At 66.8% G+C, this 21080-nt stretch carries 29 protein-coding genes; 11 read left to right on the top strand and 18 right to left on the bottom strand.

Annotated elements, in window-relative coordinates:
* The coding region (locus tag PO768_RS20975; protein ID WP_272647607.1) for an AraC family transcriptional regulator at window positions 1-1033 on the bottom strand (1033 nt) is incomplete at its 3' end.
* 124 nt (window positions 1034-1157) lie between these two features.
* Here PO768_RS20975 and PO768_RS20980 point away from each other — a divergent pair.
* Together PO768_RS20980 and PO768_RS20985 are read left to right on the top strand one after the other, a co-directional pair.
* The gene (locus PO768_RS20980; protein WP_442953277.1) at window positions 1158-2363 is read left to right on the top strand and encodes an MFS transporter; all 1206 of its coding nucleotides are present in this window, start codon (window positions 1158-1160) and stop codon (window positions 2361-2363) included.
* A gap of 83 nt (window positions 2364-2446) precedes the next feature.
* The gene (locus PO768_RS20985) at window positions 2447-2830 is read left to right on the top strand and encodes a nuclear transport factor 2 family protein (RefSeq protein WP_272647609.1); all 384 of its coding nucleotides are present in this window, start codon (window positions 2447-2449) and stop codon (window positions 2828-2830) included.
* Window positions 2831-2854: 24 nt separating this feature from the next.
* Here the strand turns inward: PO768_RS20985 and PO768_RS20990 are convergent, their stop codons facing one another.
* The 9 genes from PO768_RS20990 to PO768_RS21030 form a co-directional block, all read right to left on the bottom strand.
* Window positions 2855-3250, bottom strand: a complete 396-nt coding sequence (locus PO768_RS20990) for a nuclear transport factor 2 family protein (protein ID WP_272647610.1) — start codon at window positions 3248-3250, stop codon at window positions 2855-2857.
* On the bottom strand, window positions 3247-3810 hold the full coding sequence (locus PO768_RS20995; protein ID WP_272647611.1) for a YbhB/YbcL family Raf kinase inhibitor-like protein: 564 nt from the start codon (window positions 3808-3810) through the stop codon (window positions 3247-3249). The genes PO768_RS20990 and PO768_RS20995 overlap by 4 nt, the downstream gene beginning before the upstream one ends.
* An 89-nt stretch (window positions 3811-3899) precedes the next feature.
* Window positions 3900-4682 (bottom strand): helix-turn-helix transcriptional regulator, encoded by a 783-nt coding sequence (locus PO768_RS21000; RefSeq protein WP_272647612.1) that lies wholly within the window; start codon window positions 4680-4682, stop codon window positions 3900-3902.
* Window positions 4683-4790: 108 nt separating this feature from the next.
* Complete coding sequence (locus tag PO768_RS21005; RefSeq protein ID WP_272647613.1) at window positions 4791-5123, bottom strand: DUF1330 domain-containing protein; 333 nt, start codon at window positions 5121-5123, stop codon at window positions 4791-4793.
* An 89-nt stretch (window positions 5124-5212) separates the two neighbouring features.
* Window positions 5213-5869 (bottom strand): glutathione S-transferase, encoded by a 657-nt coding sequence (locus PO768_RS21010; protein WP_272647614.1) that lies wholly within the window; start codon window positions 5867-5869, stop codon window positions 5213-5215.
* A 31-nt stretch (window positions 5870-5900) separates the two neighbouring features.
* Window positions 5901-7133, bottom strand: coding sequence for a M20 family metallopeptidase (locus tag PO768_RS21015; protein ID WP_272647615.1), 1233 nt, complete (start codon window positions 7131-7133; stop codon window positions 5901-5903).
* Window positions 7130-8914, bottom strand: a complete 1785-nt coding sequence (gene uraD, locus PO768_RS21020; RefSeq protein WP_272647616.1) for a 2-oxo-4-hydroxy-4-carboxy-5-ureidoimidazoline decarboxylase — start codon at window positions 8912-8914, stop codon at window positions 7130-7132. The genes PO768_RS21015 and uraD overlap by 4 nt, the downstream gene beginning before the upstream one ends.
* Before the next feature lie 7 nt (window positions 8915-8921).
* The gene (gene puuE / locus PO768_RS21025; RefSeq protein WP_272647617.1) at window positions 8922-9872 is read right to left on the bottom strand and encodes an allantoinase PuuE; all 951 of its coding nucleotides are present in this window, start codon (window positions 9870-9872) and stop codon (window positions 8922-8924) included.
* Window positions 9869-10576, bottom strand: coding sequence for a GntR family transcriptional regulator (locus PO768_RS21030; RefSeq protein WP_272647618.1), 708 nt, complete (start codon window positions 10574-10576; stop codon window positions 9869-9871). The genes puuE and PO768_RS21030 overlap by 4 nt, the downstream gene beginning before the upstream one ends.
* A 50-nt stretch (window positions 10577-10626) precedes the next feature.
* On the opposite strand from PO768_RS21030, the gene uraH reads away from it, so the two are divergent.
* The 6 genes from uraH to PO768_RS21060 all read left to right on the top strand — a co-directional run bounded on the left by uraH (window position 10627) and on the right by PO768_RS21060 (window position 15257).
* Entirely contained in the window at window positions 10627-10980 is a 354-nt protein-coding gene (gene uraH, locus PO768_RS21035; RefSeq protein WP_272647619.1) for a hydroxyisourate hydrolase, read from the top strand.
* Between the two features lie 6 nt (window positions 10981-10986).
* The gene (xdhC, locus tag PO768_RS21040) at window positions 10987-11796 is read left to right on the top strand and encodes a xanthine dehydrogenase accessory protein XdhC (protein WP_272647620.1); all 810 of its coding nucleotides are present in this window, start codon (window positions 10987-10989) and stop codon (window positions 11794-11796) included.
* Window positions 11797-11862: 66 nt separating this feature from the next.
* Window positions 11863-12186 (top strand): hypothetical protein, encoded by a 324-nt coding sequence (locus PO768_RS21045; RefSeq protein WP_336297779.1) that lies wholly within the window; start codon window positions 11863-11865, stop codon window positions 12184-12186.
* A gap of 88 nt (window positions 12187-12274) precedes the next feature.
* Window positions 12275-12925, top strand: a complete 651-nt coding sequence (locus PO768_RS21050) for a lamin tail domain-containing protein (protein ID WP_272647621.1) — start codon at window positions 12275-12277, stop codon at window positions 12923-12925.
* 20 nt (window positions 12926-12945) lie between these two features.
* Window positions 12946-13869 (top strand): SdiA-regulated domain-containing protein, encoded by a 924-nt coding sequence (locus PO768_RS21055; RefSeq protein WP_272647622.1) that lies wholly within the window; start codon window positions 12946-12948, stop codon window positions 13867-13869.
* Between the two features lie 170 nt (window positions 13870-14039).
* On the top strand, window positions 14040-15257 hold the full coding sequence (locus PO768_RS21060; RefSeq protein WP_272647623.1) for a urate hydroxylase PuuD: 1218 nt from the start codon (window positions 14040-14042) through the stop codon (window positions 15255-15257).
* 23 nt (window positions 15258-15280) lie between these two features.
* Here the strand turns inward: PO768_RS21060 and PO768_RS21065 are convergent, their stop codons facing one another.
* The gene (locus PO768_RS21065; protein WP_272647624.1) at window positions 15281-16087 is read right to left on the bottom strand and encodes a hypothetical protein; all 807 of its coding nucleotides are present in this window, start codon (window positions 16085-16087) and stop codon (window positions 15281-15283) included.
* Window positions 16088-16282: 195 nt separating this feature from the next.
* On the opposite strand from PO768_RS21065, the gene PO768_RS21070 reads away from it, so the two are divergent.
* From PO768_RS21070 to PO768_RS21080, 3 genes are all read left to right on the top strand, one after another.
* On the top strand, window positions 16283-16543 hold the full coding sequence (locus PO768_RS21070) for a hypothetical protein (protein ID WP_272647625.1): 261 nt from the start codon (window positions 16283-16285) through the stop codon (window positions 16541-16543).
* 37 nt (window positions 16544-16580) lie between these two features.
* Window positions 16581-16955 (top strand): VOC family protein, encoded by a 375-nt coding sequence (locus tag PO768_RS21075; protein ID WP_272647626.1) that lies wholly within the window; start codon window positions 16581-16583, stop codon window positions 16953-16955.
* Between the two features lie 139 nt (window positions 16956-17094).
* On the top strand, window positions 17095-17610 hold the full coding sequence (locus PO768_RS21080) for a hypothetical protein (protein ID WP_272647627.1): 516 nt from the start codon (window positions 17095-17097) through the stop codon (window positions 17608-17610).
* An 18-nt stretch (window positions 17611-17628) separates the two neighbouring features.
* On the opposite strand, the gene PO768_RS21085 is transcribed toward PO768_RS21080, so the two are convergent.
* The 7 genes from PO768_RS21085 to PO768_RS21115 all read right to left on the bottom strand — a co-directional run.
* On the bottom strand, window positions 17629-18009 hold the full coding sequence (locus PO768_RS21085) for a VOC family protein (protein WP_272647628.1): 381 nt from the start codon (window positions 18007-18009) through the stop codon (window positions 17629-17631).
* Window positions 18010-18106: 97 nt separating this feature from the next.
* Entirely contained in the window at window positions 18107-18625 is a 519-nt protein-coding gene (locus PO768_RS21090) for an SseB family protein (protein ID WP_272647629.1), read from the bottom strand.
* 24 nt (window positions 18626-18649) lie between these two features.
* Complete coding sequence (locus tag PO768_RS21095) at window positions 18650-19072, bottom strand: hypothetical protein (protein WP_272647630.1); 423 nt, start codon at window positions 19070-19072, stop codon at window positions 18650-18652.
* 87 nt (window positions 19073-19159) lie between these two features.
* Window positions 19160-19378, bottom strand: a complete 219-nt coding sequence (locus PO768_RS21100; RefSeq protein ID WP_272647631.1) for a hypothetical protein — start codon at window positions 19376-19378, stop codon at window positions 19160-19162.
* 73 nt (window positions 19379-19451) lie between these two features.
* Window positions 19452-19940 (bottom strand): hypothetical protein, encoded by a 489-nt coding sequence (locus tag PO768_RS21105; RefSeq protein WP_272647632.1) that lies wholly within the window; start codon window positions 19938-19940, stop codon window positions 19452-19454.
* 85 nt (window positions 19941-20025) lie between these two features.
* Window positions 20026-20313 carry a DUF2695 domain-containing protein gene (locus tag PO768_RS21110; protein WP_272647633.1) on the bottom strand — a complete coding sequence of 96 codons (288 nt, stop codon included), beginning with the start codon at window positions 20311-20313 and terminating at the stop codon, window positions 20026-20028.
* Between the two features lie 373 nt (window positions 20314-20686).
* Window positions 20687-21080, bottom strand: a 394-nt coding sequence (locus tag PO768_RS21115; RefSeq protein WP_272647634.1) for a formate dehydrogenase accessory sulfurtransferase FdhD, incomplete at its 5' end; no start/stop codon positions are given.

Below are 21080 nucleotides of genomic sequence, written 5' to 3' on the forward strand. Positions count from 1 at the left end.
GCCGACGCGGCGCCGCGCGGCCCTGCTGCTGCTCGGCCCGGGCGCTGCTGGGCGGCTGGCCGATGATGCGCTTGAAGGCGCGGCTGAACGAGGCCTCCGAGTCATAGCCCAGGCGCTCGGCGGCCACCGCAATGCGCATGCCCTCATGGCTGATCCAGCGCCGGGCCTGGAACATCTTGACCTTCGCGACATATTTCGCCGGGCTCTCGCCCATCGTGCGGGTGAAGGCCTCGGCGAAGCTCGAGCGCGAGGCGCCCATCAGCTCGGCCAGGGCCGGCACGCTCCAGTCGCGCTCGGGGTCGGCATGGATGGCCGCGATCACTTGGCCGATCTTGGGGCAGCGCACCGCCGCGACCCAGCCGGTCGAGCTGCCACAGCCGCATTCGACCCAGGCGCGTATCACGCTGGCCGCCAGCGCATCGGCCAGCCGTGGGAGCAGGCCGCAGGCACCGATACGCTCCAGCGCCACCTCGCGCTCCATCGCCTCCAGCAGCGCCGGCACGGTGGGATCGCGCTGCGCCAGCTCGCCGGCCAGCATCAGCTCGGGCATCATCGCCACCAGCGGATGCAGCGGGTCCAGATTGAAGCGCAGGGCCGCGCAGAACATCAGGTCGGGCGTTGCGGCGGGATCGATGGCGGCCGGCGTGCCGGCACTGTGAGCGTCGCCGCCGACGAGGTAGATATTCTCAGAGACCGCGACGCGGGCCAGCGAGTCGACATCGACCGCCGGCACTTCGGGCGCACTGGCGATGATGTGGAAGCTGCCGCGCGGCAGCAGCACCGCATCGCCCGGCTGCAGCTGCAGCCACTCGCTGGTCTGTGTGCGCAACCAGCAGCCACCGCTGCCGACGAAATGAAAGCGCGCCGCGCGCTGCGCCGGGAAGGCCACCGCCCAGGGGGCTTGCAGCAGGCAGCGGCCGTATTCGACGCCGTCCAGGCGCAGGCCGCGCAGGATCTCGGTCAGCATATCGCGCGGGCCCGGGGCCGGCTCGGGCGAGGGGCTGCGGGCAGGCTTGGATAAAAGATCAAGCATTTCGGCTATTCCGGCATGGAAACGCCGAAATCTTATCTCTAAGCTGGGTGCTCAGTTCATCACATAGGCCCACAACGTGTCTTCCTCGACCTGCTCCGCGACCCTCGCTCCGAACGCCGTGGCCTTGCCTGGCAGCCCTGAACCCGCGGCCGCCGCCCCCGCCGCCGCCCGCTGGCCCGCCGTCCTCTCGCTGGCGCTGGGTGTGTTCGGCCTGGTCACGGCTGAATTCCTGCCGGCCAGCCTGCTGACCGCGATGGCGGCCGACCTGGGCGTCAGCGATGGCGCCGCCGGCCAGGCGGTCACGGCGACCGCTCTGATCGGCGCGGTCGCAGCGCCGGCGATACCGCTGCTGACGCGCCGGCTGGACCGCAGACTCGTGATGCTGGCGCTGACCCTGCTGCTGCTGCTGTCCAACGTCCTGACGGTGCTGGCCGACAGCCTGGCCCTGCTGCTGGCTGCCCGGGTGCTGCTGGGTGTGGCGCTGGGCGGCTTCTGGTCGATGTCGGCCGCGCTGGCATTGCGCCTGGTGCCCGAGCCGCTGTTTGCCCGCGCGATGTCGCTGATACTGACCGGCGTCTCGGTCGCCACCGTCGGCGCCGCGCCCATCGGGGCCTGGATGGGCGATCGATGGGGCTGGCACAGCGCCTTTGTCGCGGCCGGCGTGGTCAGCGTGATCACGCTGCTGGTGCAGTTCTTCACGCTGCCGGCACTGCCGCCGCGCGACAAGCCCGATCTGCGCGTGCTGGGCGAGCTGCTGAGGCGGCCGAATGTGCGCATGGCGCTGCTGGCCGTGCTGCTGGTGATCTCCGGGCACTTTGCCGGCTTCACCTATATCCGCCCGCTGATGGAGCAGGTCACCCAGCTGTCGGTCGGCGCGATCACGGCCGTGCTGCTGGGCTATGGCATCGGCGGCTTCTTCGGCAATTTCGCCGGCGGCTGGATCGCCCAGCGCAGCGAGCGTATGGCCATCGTCAGCGGCGGCGCGCTGATCGCGGTGCTCGCGGCCGGTCTGCTGGTCGCCGGCAGCTCGGTGCTGGTCACCGCCGTCGCCGTCACGCTGTGGGGCTTTGCCTTCGGCGCCTTCCCGGTCGGCTTCCAGACCTGGATCGTGCGCGCCGCACCCGATCAGGCCGAGGGTGCGGGCGGCCTGCTGGTCGCGGCCTTCCAGATCGCGATCGCCAGCGGCGCCATCTTCGGCGGCCTGCTGGTCGACCATGTCGGCGCGCTGGGCGGCCCCGGCTTCGCGCTCGTCGCGCTGAGCCTCGGAACCTTGCTGACCCTGCGTCACGGTCCGCGTCCGGTGCGGAGGTCCGGGCCTTCGGTACAGTGAGGTTCTGACGGGAGCGAGGACGGGCCTGCGCTTTTTGCATCTGGCCCTGATGCGATTGCAGGCACTTGTTTGGATATCACCCGATGAACACCACCCCCGAAGCCATCGTCCGAGAGTTCTGGCGCCTGATGGCCTCCAACGATTTCGACTCGGTCAAGCAGGTCCTGTCCCAGGACTTCGTGCTGGAGTGGCCGCAATCGCGTGAGCGCATCCGCGGCGCCGACAACTTCGCTCGCATGAACAGCGAGTACCCGAGCAGCGGCCGCTGGCATTTCCGGATCAACCGCCTGCTGTCTCAGGGCGACGCCGTCGTGACCCAGGTCAGCCTCACGGATGGCACCCAGTCTGCCGAGCCGATTTCCTTTTTCACCATCGAGCAGGGCCGTATCAGCCGGCTGGTCGAGTACTGGCCCGATCCCTTCGAGCCCCAGGCGAATCGCAGCCATCTGGTCGAGCGCATGGACTGAGTGCGTCAAAGCCCATACGCATCCCTACCAGACCTCGGCCGCCGGCGTCCCCTGGTGATAACGCATCTGCCAGGCGCCGTCGACGCGGACCCACAGTGACGCGCGCAGCGTGTGCCGGCTCAGGCCGTCATCGGCCTGGCGATGGGCCGAGCGGTAGGTCAAGAGGGCAGCATCGGGTCCCAGTGGCAGCATGGCGTACTGGTCTGAGACCCCCTCGACCGGCACCGACTCCGACAGCAGGGCGGCCACCGTGTCGGCGTGGCCCCATTGGCGGCCGGACCGGCCCACTTCCTCGAAATCCGGGTGCAGCAGCGCATGCAGCCGTGCCGCGTTGCCACGGACCTCTGGCCGATGAAGCTCGACCTCCAGTGCCCGCAGCGTGTTGAGCAATAGGCCAGTGTCGGTCCTTGCCGCGCTCATGGCTTGGCCTTGGCCCGGCCGTACTTCGCGGTGAAGCTGGCCTGGCCCAGTGCGTTGGCCTTGATCATGTAGCCGGCCAGCGCGGCGGTGGCGTCGGCGGGGAGTTCGAGCCTGTCGGTCTTCAGCGCGTAGACGGTGAAGATGTAGCGGTGCGGCTTGTCGCCCTGCGGCGGGCAGGTGCCGCCCCAGCCGGCGACGCCGTAGTCGATGCGCACATGGCTGGCGCCCTTGGGCAGGTTGGCGCCGCCGACGGCGCCGGCATCGGGCTTGAGTTCGCTGACATCGGCGCCCAGATTGATGACTGACCAGTGCCACCAGCCCGAGCCGGTGGGGGCGTCCGGGTCGTAGACCGTGACCGCAAAGCTCTTGGTGCCGGCGGGCGCGCCGCGCCATTGCCGGGCGGGCGATTTGTTATCGCCGCTGCAGCCGAAGCCATTGAACTCGAAGCGCGGGTCGATCGTGCCGCCGGACTTGATGTCGGGGCTGCTGAGCTGGAAACCGGCGGCGTGGGTCAGGGTGGCGGTGACGAGCAGCGCGCCAGCAACAAGCGTGTGTTTCATGGGGCCTTCCGTGTTGAGAGGAGGCCGAATGATGCAGCGATCAAACGCGCCGCGCTAGCCCGACGGCGTCATTCGCTGTGCGCTGCGGCTCAGGGCCGCAGATGTGAGGGCGCGTAGCCGAAGCGCTGGCGGAATGCCGCCGAGAACCGGCTGTGGGAGTCGTAGCCGCAGCGAGCTGCGATTTCCGAGACCTGCAGGTCCGAACCCTGCAGCAGGGCCATCGCGGCCTCCAGCCTGACCTCGCGCACGCAGCGGCTGAGCGAGGTGGCTTCATCGGCCAGCCGGCGCTGCAAGGTGCTGGCGCTCAGATGAAATGCGCGGGCGACCTCGTCCACCGTCCAAGCGGCATGGGGGCGCTGGCCGACGAGGCGGTGTACGCGGTCGGTCCAGCCCAGCTCGCGCGCCGGCGCAAACACCAGGCCGCGCTCCGCAAGCAGCAGCAGGACCTCGAGCGCGCGGTGTTCGCGCAGGGCTTGCGAGGCCTCGGGATCGAGCAGCGCCGCGGTCGCATGGTCGAAGCTGGCCGCAAAGGCCTCGTCCGCCACCGTGCTGGCGCAGCTCTGCACGGCCGGTGTCGCGGTGAACTGGGCAAAGCGCTCGTGAAACCGCTCGATGAGCGGCGGCGCGAAGCCCATCATGCGTGCTTCGTAGTGGCCACCTGCGGCGGGCTCGTTGATCATGTCCCACTGGGTCGAACGCGGGATGACGAAGACCTGGCCAGTGGCAAAGCGGGTCTCGCCGAAGGGCGTGGACAGGCGCTTGCGGCCGGACAGCACCCAGCCCACCAGATCGTCGCGCACGGTGGCGGTGCGGACCCGGTGCGGCACGCGGGTGGAAATAAGCTGGGCGCTGGCGCCTGGGCAGGGGGTCATGGCGGGTGGTCGGGAGGAGCGGGCCGGCGGGCCGTCGATGATTCATGCATCGATCAATACCCGGGCGGCATTGTGACCCGCCCCGCCATGGCAAGACCTGACCCCTGTTCAGGCACCCACGCCCGCCAGGATGTCGGTCGCCCGGTGCCCGCCGTCCACGCCGTCAACGAGGATCACTTCGCCGATCGCGTTGCGGCTGCGCAGCGGCACGATGGCCTGGTAGTCCTCGGAGCGGTACCAGGCGCGGGCGCGTGCCAGGTCGGGGAACTCGACCACGACGATGTCGCCGATCCACTGACCCTCCATCGCCTCGGCGCTGGCGCCATGCACGCGGAACTGGCCGCCGAAGGGCGCCAGCGTCGCGTCGATGCGCTCCAGGTAGTGAACGATGTCCGGACCGAATTGGACGTCGCGGAGATGGGCGATGGCGAAGGCGGGCATAGGGTGGGCTCCGTTGTTGATGGCTCCACTGTGCGCGAGTTTGTGGTTTGTGGCGATGACCTGCGAGGTCATCGTCAGGCCCGATCCGATCACGTGGCCGGTGCCGGAAACTCCATCGCCTGCCCGACCGGCAGCTTGACCATGCAGGCGGCGAACAGCGCGCTGCCCAGCCACTGCGCCAGCCAGCGCTGCAGCGCCGGCCACCGCGCGCGCTGCGCCGCATCGCCAAACCAGTCGGGCTCCACCGCCGCGAACTGGCGAACGAAGGGAAAGATCGCCAGATCGCTGGCGCAAGGCGAGGCGCCGCCCAGATAGGCTTGACCCTGGAGCCGCTGCTGCAGCGGCGCCAGCAGTGCCGCCACGGCGTGGTCGCGATGCTGGCTGCGGTCAGCCGTCTCGTCGGGATAGCGATCAGGGTATTTGTAGCGGTCGAGATGGTGCTTGAACTCGCCGTCGTTGATGCCGAGCAGCGCCAGATTCTCGGCCGTCTGGGCGCGCTGCCAGAAGCCGTCCGCATCTGCCGGCGCCAGCGCCCAGCGCATGATGTCCCAGCTCTGCTCCAGCACCTGCCCATCGCTCAGCCGCAGCACCGGCACCGTGCCCTTGGGTGACAGGGCCAGGAGCTCGGCCGGCTTGTCGCGCAGCACGATCTCGTGGACGCGAAAGCGCAGCCCGGCCTGCAGCAGGGCCATGCGGGCCCGCATCGCATAGGGGCAGCGGCGGTAGCTGTAGAGCAGCGGCAGCATCACGGAGCGGCTGGCTTTTTTTCTGTGTACCTCAGGCCTGCAGCAAGTCGTACAAGCTTCGCGCGACGACCTTGGTCGCGCGCCGCAAGTCCTCCAGCACCAGATGCTCGTCGGCCCGCTTGGCATGGCTTTCCAGCACGGTGCGCGGGCCGGCGCCGTAGATCGCGGCCGGGATGCCCTGCTCGCCATAGAGGCGCACATCGGTGTAGAGCGGCGTGCCCGAGGTCGGGATCGCTTCGCCGAAGACCGCCGCGCCATGCTTTTGCAAGGCCTCGACCAGGGGCTTGTTGCCGGGCAGCGGCTGGAGCGCACGGGCCAGCAGCAGGCGTTTGATCTCGACCGTGATGCCGGGATAGCTGGCGGCCGCCTGGGCAATCACTTCGCGGATACTCGCCTCGACCGCGACCGGATCCTCCTCGGGAATCATGCGGCGGTCCAGTTTCAGCACGACCTTGCCGGGCACGACATTGGTGTTGGTGCCGCCCTCGATGCGGCCGACGTTCAGATAGGGGTGCGTGATGCCCTCGACCCGGCTGGTGACCTTCTTGTATTCGAGGTTCTGCGCATACAGCGCGTTCAGGATCGCGACCGCGCCCTGCAGCGCGTCGACGCCGGTGTCGGGAATGGCGGCGTGCGCCATCTTGCCGTGTACCGTGACTTCCATCTGCAGGCAACCGTTGTGTGCGGTGACGACCTGGTAGCTGAAGCCGGCGGCCAGCAGCAGATCGGGCTTGGTGAGGCCCTGTTTCAAGAGCCAGCCCGGGCCCAGCTCGCCGCCGAACTCTTCGTCGTAGGTGAAGTGCAGTTCGACGCCGCCCCTCAGCGGCGCATTCAGCGACTCCAGCGCGCGCAGCGCAAAGGTGTAGCTGGCGAAGTCACTCTTGCTGACGGCGGCGGCGCGGCCGTAAAGCTTGCCGTCCACAAGCTCGCCGCTATAGGGGCCGTGTGTCCAGCCCTCGCCGGGCGGCACCACATCGCCATGCGCGTTCAGCGCGATGACCGGACCATCGGGCGCAAAGGATCGGCGCACGATCAGATTGGTGATCGATTCCAGGCCATAGGCCTTGACCTCGGCCTGGGGCACCGAATGCAGCTCGGGCGTGTAGCCCATCGCCGCCAGCAGCTCGGCGGTGCGTTCGGCATGCGGCGCGTTATTGCCGGGCGGGGTGTCGGTGGGCACCTGGACCAGGGCCTGCAGATAGCGCACTTGCTCGTCGAAATGCGCGTCTATCCACCGATCGAGTTGTTCGTAGCGAGCGTTCATGGGCGGCATTCTTCGGCGAGGTTGTGCAAGAGGCTTTGAAAGGCCTGGACGCAGAGCTGCGCGTCGTCGGCGCTGATGGATTCCAGCGGGTTGTGGCTGATGCCCGCGTTGGCGCCGCGCAGGAAGAGCATGGCCTGCGGCATGGCCTCGTGCAGCTTCATCGCGTCATGGCCGGCGCCCGAGGGCATGCGGTAGACCGGCAGGCCCTGGGCGCGCACCGCGGCTTCCCAGCGGGCCTGCCAGGCCGGGTCGCTGGGGGCGGCATCGGCCGCCATGGTCTGCTCCAGCGTGAAGCTCAGGCCGCGGCGCTCGCAGATGGCGGCCAGCTCGGCGCGCACATCGGCGTCCAGCGCGTCGCGCGCGGCGTTGGTGGTGGCGCGCAGATCCAGGCTGAACAGGCAGCGGCCCGGCACCACGTTGATCGAGCCCGCCGGCACCTGCAGCATGCCGACGGTGCCGACCACATCGGGCACCGAGGCGGCGCGCTTTTCGACAAACAGGATCAGCTCGGCCGCCGCAGCCGCCGCGTCGCGGCGCCGGTCCATCGGCGTGGTGCCGGCATGCGAGGCCATGCCGACGATCTCGCACTGGTAGCGCAGGCTGCCGTTGATCGAGGTGACGACGCCCAGCGGCAGGTCGATCTCGTTGAGCACCGGACCCTGCTCGATATGCACCTCGACAAAGCCCAGGTACTGCGCGGCATCGCGCTGCAGCGAGGCGATGGCCCGCAAGGTGGCCGGCAGGCCGGCTGCGCGCATCGCGTCGGCCATGGAGACGCCGTCGGCGTCCAGCTGATCCAGCCAGCGCGGGTCGAACTGCTTGATCAGCGCGCCCGAGCCGAGGAAGGTGGCCTTGTAGCGCTGGCCTTCCTCCTCGGCAAAGCCGACCACCTCGATGCCGAAGGGCAGGCGCCGGCGCTGCGCGCGCAGCTCGCGCACGCAGGCCATGGGCACGAAGATGCCCAGCCGGCCGTCGTACTTGCCGCCGTTGCGCACCGTGTCATAGTGGCTGCCGGTCAGCAGGCGTTTCGCATTCGGTTCGGCGCCGTGATAGACGCCCACCACATTGCCCACCGCGTCGAGGCTGACCTCGTCGAAGCCGCAGTCGTCCAGCATCCACTGCTGCAGCTGCGCGGCGCAGGCGCGGTGCGCCTCGGTCAGATAGGTGACCGTGAGTTCGCCGCGCTCCTTGAAGCCGGGGTCGGAATGCACGGCCAGGGCCTCGGCCCAGTCCCAGACCTGCTCGCCCAGCGCGGGGCTGGCGCCGAACTTGTCGTTCAGGCGGATCTCGGCGATGCGGTGGATATGGCGCAGGCATTCGGCCCGCTCGAAGGCCGGAGGGCCGGCGAGCCGGCGCGCCAAGGTCGCGATGATCTCGCTGCGGGGCCAGCCCTGCCCCCGGGGGCCGCGCACCGCGAGGATGAAGGGCCAGCCGAACCTGGCGCTGTAGTCGGCGTTGAGCTGCTGGATGCGGGCGAACTCCTCGGGCGTGCAGGCGGTCAGGCCGGCCTTGCTCTGCTCCTTGCTCGATTCGGCCGTCAGCGACTTCGCCACCATGGCCTTGCCGGCCAGCTCGGGGTGGGCGCGTATCAGGGCCAGCTGCTCCTCGCGGCTGGCCTCGCGCACCGCGCGGGCCAGGGCCAGCTTCAGCTGCGCCAGGGTCGCGAAGGGGCGGGCGGCGGCGGCCCGCTCGGCCACCCAGGGCGAGTGCTCATACGTGCCGTCCAGCAGCGCGACGAAGTCGGCATCGCTGGCGGCGTTCAAACGGGTCAGGGTCAGCATGGCGGCCTCACTCCCAGACAAAAGCGGTGTTGGCATCGAAGGGATGGGTGGCGCGCCAGTGCCGCGCGATGTCGACGCGCCGGCACACCCAGACGCGGTCATGCTTCTCGATATGGTCCAGGAAGCGCTGCAGCGCGCGCATGCGGCCGGGTCGGCCCAGCAGCCGGCAGTGCATGCCTATGCTCATCATCTTCGGGGCCTCGTCGCCCTCGGCATAGAGCACATCAAAGCTGTCGCGCAGGTACTCGAAGAACTCGTCGCCATGGCTGAAGCCCTGAGGCAGGGCGAAGCGCATATCGTTGCAGTCCAGCGTGTAGGGCACGACCAGGTGCGGGGCCAATGCGCCGTCGCTCTTCCTGACCTGCAGCCAGAAGGGCAGGTCGTCGCCGTAGTAGTCGCTGTCGTACTCGAAGCCGCCGTAGTCGGCCACCAGGCGGCGGGTGTTGGGGCTGTCGCGGCCGGTGTACCAGCCGGAGGCGCGCTCGCCGGTCAGGCGCTGCAGCAGGTCCATGCCGATCTCCATATGCTGGCGCTCGGTGGCCTCGTCCATGCCCTGGTAGTGGATCCAGCGCCAGCCGTGGCAGGCAATCTCATGGTTCAGCTCGACCAGGGCCTTGGTCAGCTCGGGATGGCGCTCCAGCGCCATGGCCACGCCGAACACCGTCAGCGGCAGCGCGCGCTTCTCGAACTCGCGCAAGAGGCGCCAGACCCCCACCCGCGAGCCGTACTCGTAAATGCCTTCCATGCTCAGATGCCGCGCCGGGAAGGCCGGCGGGTTGAACATCTCGGAGAGGAACTGCTCGCTACCGGCGTCGCCATGCAACACTGAGTTCTCGCCGCCTTCCTCGTAGTTCAGGACGAACTGCACGGCGATGCGGGCCTGGCCCGGCCACTGCGCATGCGGCGGCTTCTCGCCGTAGCCGATCAAATCTCTCGGGTAGCGGGTGTTGATGCTCATGATGCTTGCAGCACGCTTTTCAAATCCTTGACACGCGGGTTCAGCCGCAGATTCGCCTCGACATTGCCCAGATGCGCCTCCAGCAGCTTCAGCGCGGCCTTCTTGTCGCCGCGCTCCAGTGCGTCGACGATGGCCTCATGCTCGGCCTGCGACTCGGCCGCCGAGTGGCTGCTCTGGTACATCAAGGCGATCAGCGAGCTGCGCGAGAGCAGATCGGTCAGCAGCTGGGCCAGCACCTCATTGCCCTGCATGCGCGCGAGGATCACATGGAAATCGGCCAGCAGCCGGGTGCGGCCGCTGACATCGGTATGCGCCACCGCCTCGCGCTCGGCCTTCAGATGGGCGCGCAGCTGGGCGATCTGGGCCGTGGTGATGGTGGCGGCCAGCTGGCCGATCATCGCCGCCTCCAGCATCTTGCGCACCTCGAAAACCTGGCGCGCCTCCTCGACACTGGGCTGTGCCACAAAGGCGCCGCGCGCCGGCTCCAGCGTCACCAGCCTATCGCGGCTGAGCTGGTTCAGCGCCTGACGCACCAGCGTGCGAGAGACCTGGAAGATGTCGGCAATCTGCTGCTCGGCCAGCTTGGTGCCGGGCATCAGCCGACGCTCGACGATGGCCTGGGTGATCGAGTCGGCGATCCGGTCGGTGGCTGTGACGGACTCGGCGGCCCGGTCGGAGACCGGTTCAAGAGGTTTGGCGGGCATTGTGTTCCGAAGTGTATACACTTTGCCGCTTGAACTCGGAGGAACAATCGATGGGCAAGCTCACCACCCATGTGCTGGACACCATGCACGGCAGCCCGGCCGCCGGCATGGCCGTGACCCTGTACCGCCTGGACGGGCGCGAGGTCCACGAGCTGAAGACCCTGAGCCTGAATGCCGACGGCCGCGCTGACGGCCCGCTGCTGGAGGGTCAGGCCTTGCTGGCCGGGCGCTACCGCCTGGTGTTCGGCGTCGCGGCCTATTTCAAGGCGCGCGGGGTGCAACTGCCCGAGCCGGCTTTCCTGGACGAGGTGCCGCTGGACTTTGGCATCGCCGATGTGGCCGGCCACTACCATGTGCCGCTGCTGGCCAGCCCCTGGAGCTATTCCACCTATCGCGGTAGTTGACCGGCCATGCGCGATTGGCAGCTTCTGCAGCGGGCGCTGGCGCGCGAGCCTGCGGTACTGGTCACGGTCGAACGGGTCGAAGGCAGCGGACCGCGCGAGGTCGGGGCCTGGATGGCGCTGACGCCCGACCGGCTGTTCGCCACCATAGGCGGCGGCCAGCTGGAGTTCGAGGCGATCGCCCAGGCGCGCGCCGCGCTGGCGGCCGGGGTCGTGGCCGAGCCGCTGCGCCGTTATGCACTGGGCCCCAGCCTGGGGCAGTGCTGCGGCGGCGTCGTGTATCTGCGCTATGAGCTGCTGGGGGCGGCGGATATCGGCGGCCTGCGGGCGCGGCTGGCGCAGGAAGACCGTCTGATGCCGGTGGCGCTGTTCGGCGGCGGCCATGTGGGGCGGGCCATCATCGCGCTGCTGGGCCGGCTGCCGGCCCGGGTGCTGTGGGTGGACAGCCGCGACGAGATCTTCCCGGCCGAGCTGCCCGACAAGGTGGTCGCCGAGCACTCCGAGCCGGTGCAGGCGGCGGTGCAAGACCTGACCCCCGGCTCCCAGGTGCTGATCATGAGCTTCAGCCATGCCGAGGACCTCGATGTGGTCGCCGCCTGCCTGCAGCGCCAGCGTGAGCGCGGCGATCTGCCCTATGTGGGCCTGATCGGCAGCAAGAGCAAATGGGCGAGCTTTCGCCAGCGCCTGCTGGCACGCGGTTTTTCCGAGGCCGAGCTGGCCCAGGTCACCAGCCCGATCGGCGTGCCCGGCATCAGCGGCAAGCAGCCCGAGGTGATCGCGGTCGCGGTGGTGGCGCAACTGCTGCAGGGCTGGGGCTGACTCGGTGCGACAGCGCACCGACGCCGCCTCGGCATCGGCGCACTCTGGGCTTGTGGGCGGTGGCCTTTGAGCCAGCGCTTGATCGGGTCGATCGATCGCAGCCGCAAGAAGTGCCGGTTTCGCCCCAAAGTTGGCGCTGCGCATTTCCGGCGTCATGAGGAGCAGCAGATGCTCGATTCATCACCCCGAAGCGCAGCGCCGCGCTACGAGCTGCGTTTCACCAGTCTCTTTGATCGCGGACGCGGCTATGCCTTCCCCTGCGATGCCCAGGGCTGCGTCGCGCTGGACCTGCTCAGCGAATGCGCGCGCAACAATTATTTCTATGCCCGCGCGGTGGTGGGCATGGAATTGTCGCCACCGGGCGTGCTGGCGACCGGCCCCCCGATCTGAGGGGGAAGTCATCGGGCTGTCGCCGGCCTGTCATCGAGGCCTCCTAACTTGCCGACTTTGGTCACAACCAGCAAGCCAGGAGCTCAAGATGATGCGCAAGACGATTTCCAACAGCCTGATCGCCGCCACTCTCGGCCTGGGCAGCCTCGCTGCACAGGCCCAGGTGCAGATCACCGAGTGGCTCTACAACACCTCGGAATTCATCGAGTTCACCAACCTCGGCAGCACGGCCGTGGACTTCAGCGGCTGGTCCTTCGACGACGATTCGCGCCTGGCTGGTGTCGTGAATCTGTCGGGCTTCGGCCTGGTGGGTGCCGGCGAGTCGGTGATACTGGCCGAGTCCGATGCGGCCGACTTCCGTGCCGCCTGGGGCCTGGCCGCCAGCGTCAAGGTGATCGGCAATAACGGCACCAATCTGGGTCGCGCCGACGAGATCAATCTGTTCGACGGTGCCGGCCAGCTGGTCGACCGCCTGACCTATGGCGACCAGGCGCGCGGCACGGTGCGGGCCGACACGCGCAGCGGCAACCCGCTGAGCCTGGCCGATCTGCAGCAGACCACGCCCACCCGCTGGGTGCTGGCCTCGGATGGCGATGCCTTCGGCTCGCGCCTGTCGCTGGACGGCGGCATCGGCAACCCGGGCCAGTTCGCGCTGGCCGTGCCCGAGCCCTCGAGCTACGCGCTGCTGATCGGTGGCCTGGCCCTGCTGGCCGGCGTGGCACGCCGCCGCGCGAAGTAAGCAAAAAGGCGGGCACGATCATGAGCATCAAGAAAACCCTGCTGGCGCTGGCCCTGTCCGTGGGTGCACTGGGCGCCTCGGCCGCCGGCCTCGATCTGGCGCGCTACCAGCTCGGCGCCAACTACGCGCTCGACACGCTGGGCGGCATGGGGCTGGAAGCCTCGGCCGTGACCTATGCGCGCGACCGCAACAGCCTGTTCTTCGTCGGCGACGAGGGCCTGGGCGTGGTCGAGATCTCGCTGACCGGCCAGACTCTGGGCAGCATGCGCTTCTCCGGCTGGCCGGCCAACAGCACGCACCACGACGCCGAGGGCCTGGCCTATCTGGGCAATGGCCAGCTGGTGGTGGTCGACGAGCGGCCGCAGGACGCGCACCGCTTCACTTACCAGGCCGGTGGCAGCATCAATCTGGCGAATGCCCAGTCGGTGTCCTTTGGCGGCAATGCCGGCAATCTGGGCACCGAGGGCATCAGCTACGACCCGCGCAACGGCGGCAGCTTCGTCACCGTCAAGCAGGGCAGCCCGCAGGCCGTGCTGGCCGGTGGTCTGAACTTCGCGACCGGCGTCTCGACGATGAGCGCGTTGTTCAACCCGGCGCTGCTGGGCCTGGCCAGCCTGTCCGATGTGCAGACCCTGGCCTCGGTCGATGCGCTGGCCGGCACGGCGGCGGCCGACCATCTGCTGATACTGAGCCTGGAATCGCAGCGCCTGGTCGAGGTCAACCGCAGCGGCCAGATCCTCTCCAGCCTCGACCTCAGCGGCCTGACCCAGCAGGCGATCGAGGGCGTGACGGTGGACGAGAAAGGCATCATCTACCTTGTCGCTGAGGACTCCGGCTTCGGCAACTCGCGCCTGATCGTGCTGAACCCGGTGCCCGAGCCGGCCAGCGTGATGCTGATGCTGGCGGGCCTGGGCCTGCTGGGCTGGCGCGCAAGACGCCGTTGAGCGGCGCTGAGAGCCGCCGGGTCGCGGCGATGGTGTGAAGCAAAACTGTATACACTTCTGCTCACACATCGCCGCGGCGCCCGGGTGCAGCCATCCGGTCAGCGCGATGCTTCGCCGGTTCACAGCGCCCGCAGTGGTGGGCCGGCCCATCGTCCGCTGGGTGCTGCTGCATGGAAACTTATCTGCTCGACTGGGCCAATCTGCTCTTGCGCTGGCTGCATGTCATCGTCGGCATCGCCTGGATCGGCGCCTCCTTCTACTTCGTCTGGCTGGACAACCATCTGCTCAAGCCTGCGGCGGCCGATCTGAAGGCCAAGGGTGTCGACGGCGAGCTGTGGGCCGTGCACGGCGGCGGCTTCTACAACCCGCAGAAGTACCTGGTGGCGCCACCCGATCTGCCCCAGCATCTGCACTGGTTCTACTGGGAGAGCTACTGGACCTGGATGAGCGGCTTCGCGCTGTTCGTCGTGCTCTACCTCTTCAATGCCGAGAGCTTTCTGATCGACAAGCGGGTGTTCGATTGGGGCAGTTTTCAGCATGGAACAGCGGCAGCGATCACGGCGGCGCTGGGATTCCTGGCGGTCGGCTGGCTGGTCTATGACCAGATCTGCCGCCGCTTTGGGCACACCAAAGACGGCAGCATCGGCAATGACGGCCTGGTGCTGGGCCTGATCGCGGTCTTTGTCGTCGCGGCCAGCTGGGGCGCCGGCCAGCTGTTCGCCGGCCGCGCGGCCTTTCTGATCATCGGCGCGATGCTGGCGACGATGATGAGCGCCAATGTCTTCTTCTGGATCATCCCGGGCCAGAAGCAGGTGATTGCCGATATGCGCGCCGGCCGGCCGGTGAACCCGGTGTTCGGCCAGCGCGGCAAGCAGCGCAGCGTGCACAACACCTATTTCACGCTGCCGGTGCTGATCGCGATGCTCAGCAACCATTACGGCATGCTTTACAGCCATGCCCAGGGCTGGCTGGTGCTGGTGCTGCTGATGGCGGTTGGCGTGCTGGTGCGGACCTGGTTCGTCAAGCGGCACAAAGGGGTCAACGCCTGGGGCCTGATCGTCGCGGCCTTGGCCTTGCTGGCCGCGCTGATCGTCTGGATGGCACCGGCCAAGCCGGACGCTGCCGGCGCAACAGCGGCCCCCGCGCCGACCCTGGCCCAGGTGCAGGCCGTGATCGAGCAGCGCTGCGCGATGTGCCATAACGCCCAGTTGGCCCAAAAGGGCATGCAGTTGCACACGCCGGCGCTGATCGAGCAGCATGCCCAGGCGATCTACCAGCAAGCGGTCGTGCAGAAGATCATGCCGCTGAACAATGCGACGCAGATCACGGACGAGGAGCGGGCCTTGCTGGGGCGCTGGTTCGAGGGGCGGCAGGCGGGCGCTCGTTGAGCGAGGCGGGGTGTGTTGACGCCTCAGCTTCTTGAATCAAAGGCTTCCGGCAGCAGATCGTTCTCGAATCTTCGTGCTTGCTTGGACGCATTGACCAGCGTCGCGGGATCGAGGTCGCTGCTCGCAGCGAGCCACATCGTGAACGAGGTCGAATCAAGCGCAAGGATCTGGGCCCCGGCGGGGAGCCGATGGCTCTGCTTCATCGCGGACGCCACGCTGGCCACCGTGGCCCACGCATCAATCCGGCCCAATGTCAGCTTTCTGGCGTTCGCAATTTCGGCAGGGGCCACATCGATGTTCTTGAGTCCCAGCGCCGTCAAGCGCCCGAGTACGAAAGCGCTTCGCACCGACCCCACCTTCAGCGCTCGGAGGTCGGCCAGTTCCTGGCCACGCTGGGCCGCCTCGGGAGAGAGCACCAGCACCAGGCGGTCGCGTGCGAGCGGGGTCAGCCATTGCCATGCGGATTCCCGTTCCGGCGTTCTGGCCAGGGGGAAGAGCAGGCAGTTGCCACGCGCGGCGGTGATCATCGCCCGGGCCCAAGGCATCCAGCAGATCTGGGTTGCGGCCTGCGGCCACAGGACATCGATCACTCTTTTCTCCAGAGCCCCGCCTGACTCGATGGCGCCGCCAAAGTAGCCGGCCAATATCCTCGGCTTGCCGGACGAACCCGCTGGCGACGCCGAGATCGGGCCGGCGGCAAGCAGCAGCGCGGCAGAGAGAAAAGCTCGCCGTGAAGACCGCCCACCGACCGGCCCGCTCTCGTCAGAAGCGCCTCCGTGATGGTCTTGTGCAGCATCAGCGCCGAGGCCGGACGTGTCGGGCAATTCCATCGTGGCACCTCTTGGTGGTTTCTGATCGGTCGTCATCCTTGAAGTTAGTCAAGCGGCCAGCCGTTCACAGGCGTTCGGGCTGAATGCTCCGTGCAGATGCATTGAACGACCGACGCGTGAAGGGGCGGGCTACAGGGGCTCGAGCGTCTAGACTGCAGCATCGGCCACAAAGGCCTGGTCCCAAGGGAGGGGCTGATGGAATCTGTTTTCAACCTGCTTGCGTGGTCGTTTGTTGAACTGCTGCTGGTCGGCACCGGCCGTGCGCTGGTGCGGCTGTTGACGCTGGGGCGCTGGCGCGGCGAACAGTTCGCAGGCGACGAGTCGCGCATCTATGGACCGGCCGGAGCGCTGTCCTTCCGGCGCGATGGCCAGCGGGTGATCACGAAGTCCGGCCTGTTTGCGGCTGGTCTGCTGTTCTATCTGGTGACCATGACGACGCTTTTTGGGCTGTTGTAAGGCACGCCGCAGCAAGCAAGAACGCCGACAGTCAAACATGCCTATCAACCTCGTCAACTACTTCGAGATCCCCGTGCGGGATCTGGATAGAGCCGTGGCCTTTTATGAAAAGGTGTTCGCTATCGAGCTGCAGCGGACCCGGATCGATGGCAACGAGATGGCCTTGTTTCCCTGGCAGGACGACGCGCCGGGCGCATCCGGCGCCCTCGCCAAGGGCGACAGCTATATGCCGGGCAGGGCCGGCGCGCGGATCTACTTCGGGGTCGAAAGCGTCGAGGCCACGTTGGCAGTGGCCGTCGCGGCCGGGGCCTCGGTGCTGTATCCGGTGACCGCCGTGCCCGGCGCCGGCTGGGTCGCGGAGTTTCTGGACAGCGAAGGGAATTGCATCGCGCTGCAGGGCTCGGCGCGGTGATGGCTGGCGCGCTGTGCTCATCGTTCTCGTGGCCCATGCCAGACAATGTTCGAACGCCCCAGCACGGCGGCCTTATCCTCAGTGATCGGCCCTGGGTTCGCACCATCCGCAGTTCCGAATGCAGCAAAGGATGCCATCCATGAACGCAAGCTCACGTCAGACAGCCTCCGTGATCATCGCCTCGCTGATGGCGGTCGCGGCCCTGGCGCTTCACTCCAGCGCCTACGCGATCAACGCCAAATACGCGCAGCAGCTGGAACGCTCCGGCTGCACCCAGCTCAGCGAAGCCCAGGGTTGCGACATCCGCAAGAGCAAGGCCGAGAACGCCAAGGCCGGCTTCGTCATCATCAGCAACAACAGCGGCGCCGCCTCGGACGCCGCGCCCCAGACCGCCGCCCCGTCGGCCGCCACGCCCTATGCCGGTCAATGGGTCGCCAAGTCGGACTCGGGCGCCACGGTGGCCACGATACGCATCGATGCCAAGGAGCGTGTCTGGGTGAACGGCAAGCCGGTCAAGGCCAAGCGCAGCGACGGCGGCCTGGTGTTCAAGTCCGGCACCATCACCTTCCGCATCCAGGGCGACCGCCGGCTGAAGGGCGAGGACAGCTGGACCGACAGCGATGCGGGCACCAAGGGGTTGATACAGGCGGGGTGAGGCTGGGCGGGGAAGAGTTCACTCCAAGATCCGCCAAGGCGGGTGTCGACGGTTTTCGCCGGCCCAGTAAAGGCAGATGACATTGCCCGAAGGGTCGAGAAGGCGTGCTTCACGCCACAGCCAAGATTCGTCTTTAGGCTCTTGGTGGAAGGTGTAGCCGGCTGATTGCAGCTGACTCACTTTGGTATCCAAGTCCTCGCATTCGAAATACACGACGACATCCGATGGCTCCGGGCGCTTGCTGACTTGATGGAGGGAGAAAGTTGAACCTCCGTCAGGACACTCAAGCCGTGCGTAGTGCGGCAAGGCGCTGACGATGGCTCGGAGGCCCAGACCGCAGTAGAACTTGACAGAGTTCTCGACGTCGACTGCGGGGAGTGTGACCTGATTGAGTTGCATCGGATGTGGCGGGGTCGTGGTTCGGCGGCCTATCGATTGAATTCAGCGGCCGCCGTAGGCGGTCCGCTGGAATGACGGGTTCGGCCGCATGGGGCACTCACTGCTTCTGCTCCTTCGCCAAGTACTCAAGCATGGGCCTAGCGAGAGGCAGTGCGTTGTGTGCGGGATTGATAACGACTCCGTCATAGGTTGCCCCTTGGAGCGCAAAGGCCCATGCATCTTTGGCGGGAAGTACCCAGCCGGAGACTTCCAGCTGTGTGTAGGCCCGCAGAGCCTGCCAGTCGGTAAACAGGACGAGGTAGTTCTTCCCGTCCTTCCCGGCGGACAAGACGCCGAACTTACTGCCTTTGGCGACCTCTTTCACGCCGGGTGATTTTTCCTGGGTCTTCATGCCGTCAGCGAACATTGCAGCCAAATAGTTTGCGCGCCGCAACTCTTGAAGCAATGCGTCCTTGGCCGAATCCGAACCGTCTTTAGCCACACGGCTCATCGCAGCGACAAGCGCGGGGTTCTCGATGGCTTGATTCAAGTTGATCGGAGGAGCGGGCGGCTTCCCTTGACCGAACGAAGTAGCGGCAATTAGCGAGGATGCGACTGCGACGATCTTCTTCAACATAGCGGTGCGGCCGAACGTTCAAGCTCAGCGGGCGGCGAAGCCGTCCGCTGGAGCAAAGGGTTGGGCATCGCTCTGTGCGTTGTAGCCCGCAAACGGCCCCGTGAACAGAAGTTCTGACGACAACTCGGACAAGACCTCGTGCTGCGTCGGGAAGTGACCACTGAAGTCAGGCCACGCATCTTGGACAAACTCATCCCATTTGGTGGCGTCCATCTCATGGATTTGGCGGTCGGCGATGTCAATGAACGTGAAGCCACGCCTTGTGAGATTCGCGACGGCCCGGTGAGCTGCGTCCTCGTGATCGAGGGCTGCCACGAATACAGGTACGAAGGCTCCGACCATTGGCTCCGGCATGTCGGTGTTCGTGCCGCGACCAACATGGAGAGTGATTCTGAACAGCCGATTTGTGGCAGGCGAATTGCCCGGCGCGAAGGGCGATGAGTTCATGGTGATGCCCAACGTGAAAGTGAGCGGACGCCGAAGGCGGTCCGCTCGAATGACAGGTTGTGCGTTGCGCGTGAAGGGCAGCCAGATTCAATGAGCATGCTTGGCCTCGTAGTCTTGAAGCGCCTCCGCCAATCCCGCCGCAACACCCTCACAGTCTTTGCGCCAAACATAGTCTGTGTCCTGGCGCGTGATGACCACTGTGCAGCGAAGGTTCGGCCTTTCCCCGTCCCACTTGAGCAAGACAACGGCTCCTTGCGCTTGAGCAGCCTCAATCTGCGGAATGAAACAGTCGATCATCTCGGTCACCAACCTAGCGACGCACAACGTTTGACTTAAGCGGCACCGTCAGGCGTCCGCTTGAAGGAGGGGTTAGGTCGCATCATTTTGGTAGAGGTGCATTCATCGATGCTGCCATGTACAACCACACTGGGAAGAACAGCACGCCGAGCGCAGCCATTGACTTGATGAAGATAAGCGAGGGCGGCTTGGTCGCACTCTGCCCCAGCGCCACCATGAGATTCAGATCGCGGACCTTCTCCGCCCCGCCCGAGAATAGAACCCACCACGCATATGCGAGGGATAGGACGAAGACCACGGAGAGCCATGCGATGACAAACGGGTTTTCGTCTTGTGGCCTGAAGTAATGCCAGACCGTTGGGGTGTACCCGAGCAGTTGACCTGCCCCCATGACCACCCAAGGCAGATTCACTCCAACGGTGAACAACTTCAAGTAGCGGTGCCCTACGCTCTCAAAGCCACCACCGTTCAGCGAAGCCAACTGCTTGCGAGCTCTCGTGTGGTTGAGCGCTCCGAACGCCAACGCAATGACCCAGAAGTACTCAGAGATCAGGCGGAAGAACGTGGGCATATGCGACCTAACGTTTGAATTCAGCGGACCAGCCAGCGAAGCTGGCGCAGGTCCGCTGCAATGAAGGGTTGAACGGCAGTTGCCATTAGCGGTTTTGCTCCCAGTGATTAGCAGCATTAGCAACCACCTCGCAATCGCAATTGCCGCCATGGGCCGCAAGCCATTCGAGAACTGATTTCTCGGGCTGCTCGTGCTCACTTACCCATCGGGTCGTGAAGCGTAGCGAGTGATTGCAGCCGTGGCTGTCCACATTTGATTCGACGAAGTCAAACAGTGATTCAAGGACTGAATTGGCCGCCGGAAAAGCCGCGCGCGCTAATTCACGCTGCTGCAACTTCCAGTTCTTCTTCAAATCGCGGTCGCTCGATTTCACTTGGCTGTGCCTTCTGCCGTTCAACGTGTTATAGGGAGACAGCCATGCCATTTATCACAGCGGCCTGTCCGTATATCAAGTCTGCCCGGATCGGCCTGGGAGCCGCGCCGGCGCTCATTTCCCGTTGTGCGTCTGTGTACTTGGACATTGCTATCAAATCCGACAAAAGCGGCACAGCCAGCTTACGTGTCCTTGGTGGGTCCGACCCTTGGGAGCTGCCCGAGGGTAGGTGACTGTGCCGTCTTTCATGCTGCTGATTGGAGGCAAGCGTGCACCGCGCGTCAATCGTCCCTGCGGGGGATCTGACCCATCCTGCGCGGCCACCGCCCGTCAGCGGGAGGCATGCCCCGGCGGTAGGCCGCCTGTGAGGCCACTACCCCGCATACAACACTGCCTGCTCCCCCCGACAAAAGCCATACAGCTGCAGCCCGGTCCGGCGCGCGATGTCGACCGCCAGCGTGGTCGGGGCCGAGATCGTGGCCAGTGCGGGCACGCCCAGGCGGGCGCATTTGAGCACCAGCTCGTAGCTGGCGCGGCTGGACATGATGACGAAACCGCCGCCATCGTCGCATCGCTGTCCGTCCATCAGGCGCCGGCCCAGCAGCTTGTCGAGCGCGTTGTGCCGGCCCACGTCTTCCATCACCAGCAGCAGGTCGCCGTCGGGCGTGGCCCAGGCGGCGGCGTGGTGGGCGCCGGTCTGCGCGTTCAGCGGCTGCAGCGCTGGCAGCTGCGCGAAGGTGCGGGCCACGGCGGCGGGGGCGATCTCG

The organism is Paucibacter sp. XJ19-41 (genome assembly GCF_028462495.1).
Lineage (GTDB): Bacteria > Pseudomonadota > Gammaproteobacteria > Burkholderiales > Burkholderiaceae_C > Roseateles_E.

Excerpts from the sequence above, each read along its gene's own strand:
- uraD (WP_272647616.1), bottom strand. The coding sequence starts at position 8,914 with ATGCTGACCCTGACCCGTTTGAACGCCGCCAGCGATGCCGACTTCGTC.
- PO768_RS21005 (WP_272647613.1), bottom strand. The coding sequence starts at position 5,123 with ATGCCCGCCTTCGCCATCGCCCATCTCCGCGACGTCCAATTCGGTCCG.
- PO768_RS21095 (WP_272647630.1), bottom strand. The coding sequence starts at position 19,072 with ATGAACTCATCGCCCTTCGCGCCGGGCAATTCGCCTGCCACAAATCGG.
- PO768_RS21105 (WP_272647632.1), bottom strand. The coding sequence starts at position 19,940 with ATGCCCACGTTCTTCCGCCTGATCTCTGAGTACTTCTGGGTCATTGCG.
- PO768_RS21010 (WP_272647614.1), bottom strand. The coding sequence starts at position 5,869 with ATGCTGCCGCTGCTCTACAGCTACCGCCGCTGCCCCTATGCGATGCGG.
- PO768_RS21050 (WP_272647621.1), top strand. The coding sequence starts at position 12,275 with ATGATGCGCAAGACGATTTCCAACAGCCTGATCGCCGCCACTCTCGGC.
- PO768_RS21015 (WP_272647615.1), bottom strand. The coding sequence starts at position 7,133 with ATGAACGCTCGCTACGAACAACTCGATCGGTGGATAGACGCGCATTTC.
- PO768_RS21075 (WP_272647626.1), top strand. The coding sequence starts at position 16,581 with ATGCCTATCAACCTCGTCAACTACTTCGAGATCCCCGTGCGGGATCTG.
- PO768_RS21080 (WP_272647627.1), top strand. The coding sequence starts at position 17,095 with ATGAACGCAAGCTCACGTCAGACAGCCTCCGTGATCATCGCCTCGCTG.
- PO768_RS21030 (WP_272647618.1), bottom strand. The coding sequence starts at position 10,576 with ATGCCCGCCAAACCTCTTGAACCGGTCTCCGACCGGGCCGCCGAGTCC.
- PO768_RS21060 (WP_272647623.1), top strand. The coding sequence starts at position 14,040 with ATGGAAACTTATCTGCTCGACTGGGCCAATCTGCTCTTGCGCTGGCTG.
- xdhC (WP_272647620.1), top strand. The coding sequence starts at position 10,987 with ATGCGCGATTGGCAGCTTCTGCAGCGGGCGCTGGCGCGCGAGCCTGCG.
- PO768_RS20985 (WP_272647609.1), top strand. The coding sequence starts at position 2,447 with ATGAACACCACCCCCGAAGCCATCGTCCGAGAGTTCTGGCGCCTGATG.
- PO768_RS21085 (WP_272647628.1), bottom strand. The coding sequence starts at position 18,009 with ATGCAACTCAATCAGGTCACACTCCCCGCAGTCGACGTCGAGAACTCT.
- PO768_RS20990 (WP_272647610.1), bottom strand. The coding sequence starts at position 3,250 with ATGAGCGCGGCAAGGACCGACACTGGCCTATTGCTCAACACGCTGCGG.
- PO768_RS21065 (WP_272647624.1), bottom strand. The coding sequence starts at position 16,087 with ATGGAATTGCCCGACACGTCCGGCCTCGGCGCTGATGCTGCACAAGAC.
- PO768_RS21090 (WP_272647629.1), bottom strand. The coding sequence starts at position 18,625 with ATGTTGAAGAAGATCGTCGCAGTCGCATCCTCGCTAATTGCCGCTACT.
- puuE (WP_272647617.1), bottom strand. The coding sequence starts at position 9,872 with ATGAGCATCAACACCCGCTACCCGAGAGATTTGATCGGCTACGGCGAG.
- uraH (WP_272647619.1), top strand. The coding sequence starts at position 10,627 with ATGGGCAAGCTCACCACCCATGTGCTGGACACCATGCACGGCAGCCCG.
- PO768_RS21070 (WP_272647625.1), top strand. The coding sequence starts at position 16,283 with ATGGAATCTGTTTTCAACCTGCTTGCGTGGTCGTTTGTTGAACTGCTG.
- PO768_RS20995 (WP_272647611.1), bottom strand. The coding sequence starts at position 3,810 with ATGAAACACACGCTTGTTGCTGGCGCGCTGCTCGTCACCGCCACCCTG.
- PO768_RS21000 (WP_272647612.1), bottom strand. The coding sequence starts at position 4,682 with ATGACCCCCTGCCCAGGCGCCAGCGCCCAGCTTATTTCCACCCGCGTG.
- PO768_RS21055 (WP_272647622.1), top strand. The coding sequence starts at position 12,946 with ATGAGCATCAAGAAAACCCTGCTGGCGCTGGCCCTGTCCGTGGGTGCA.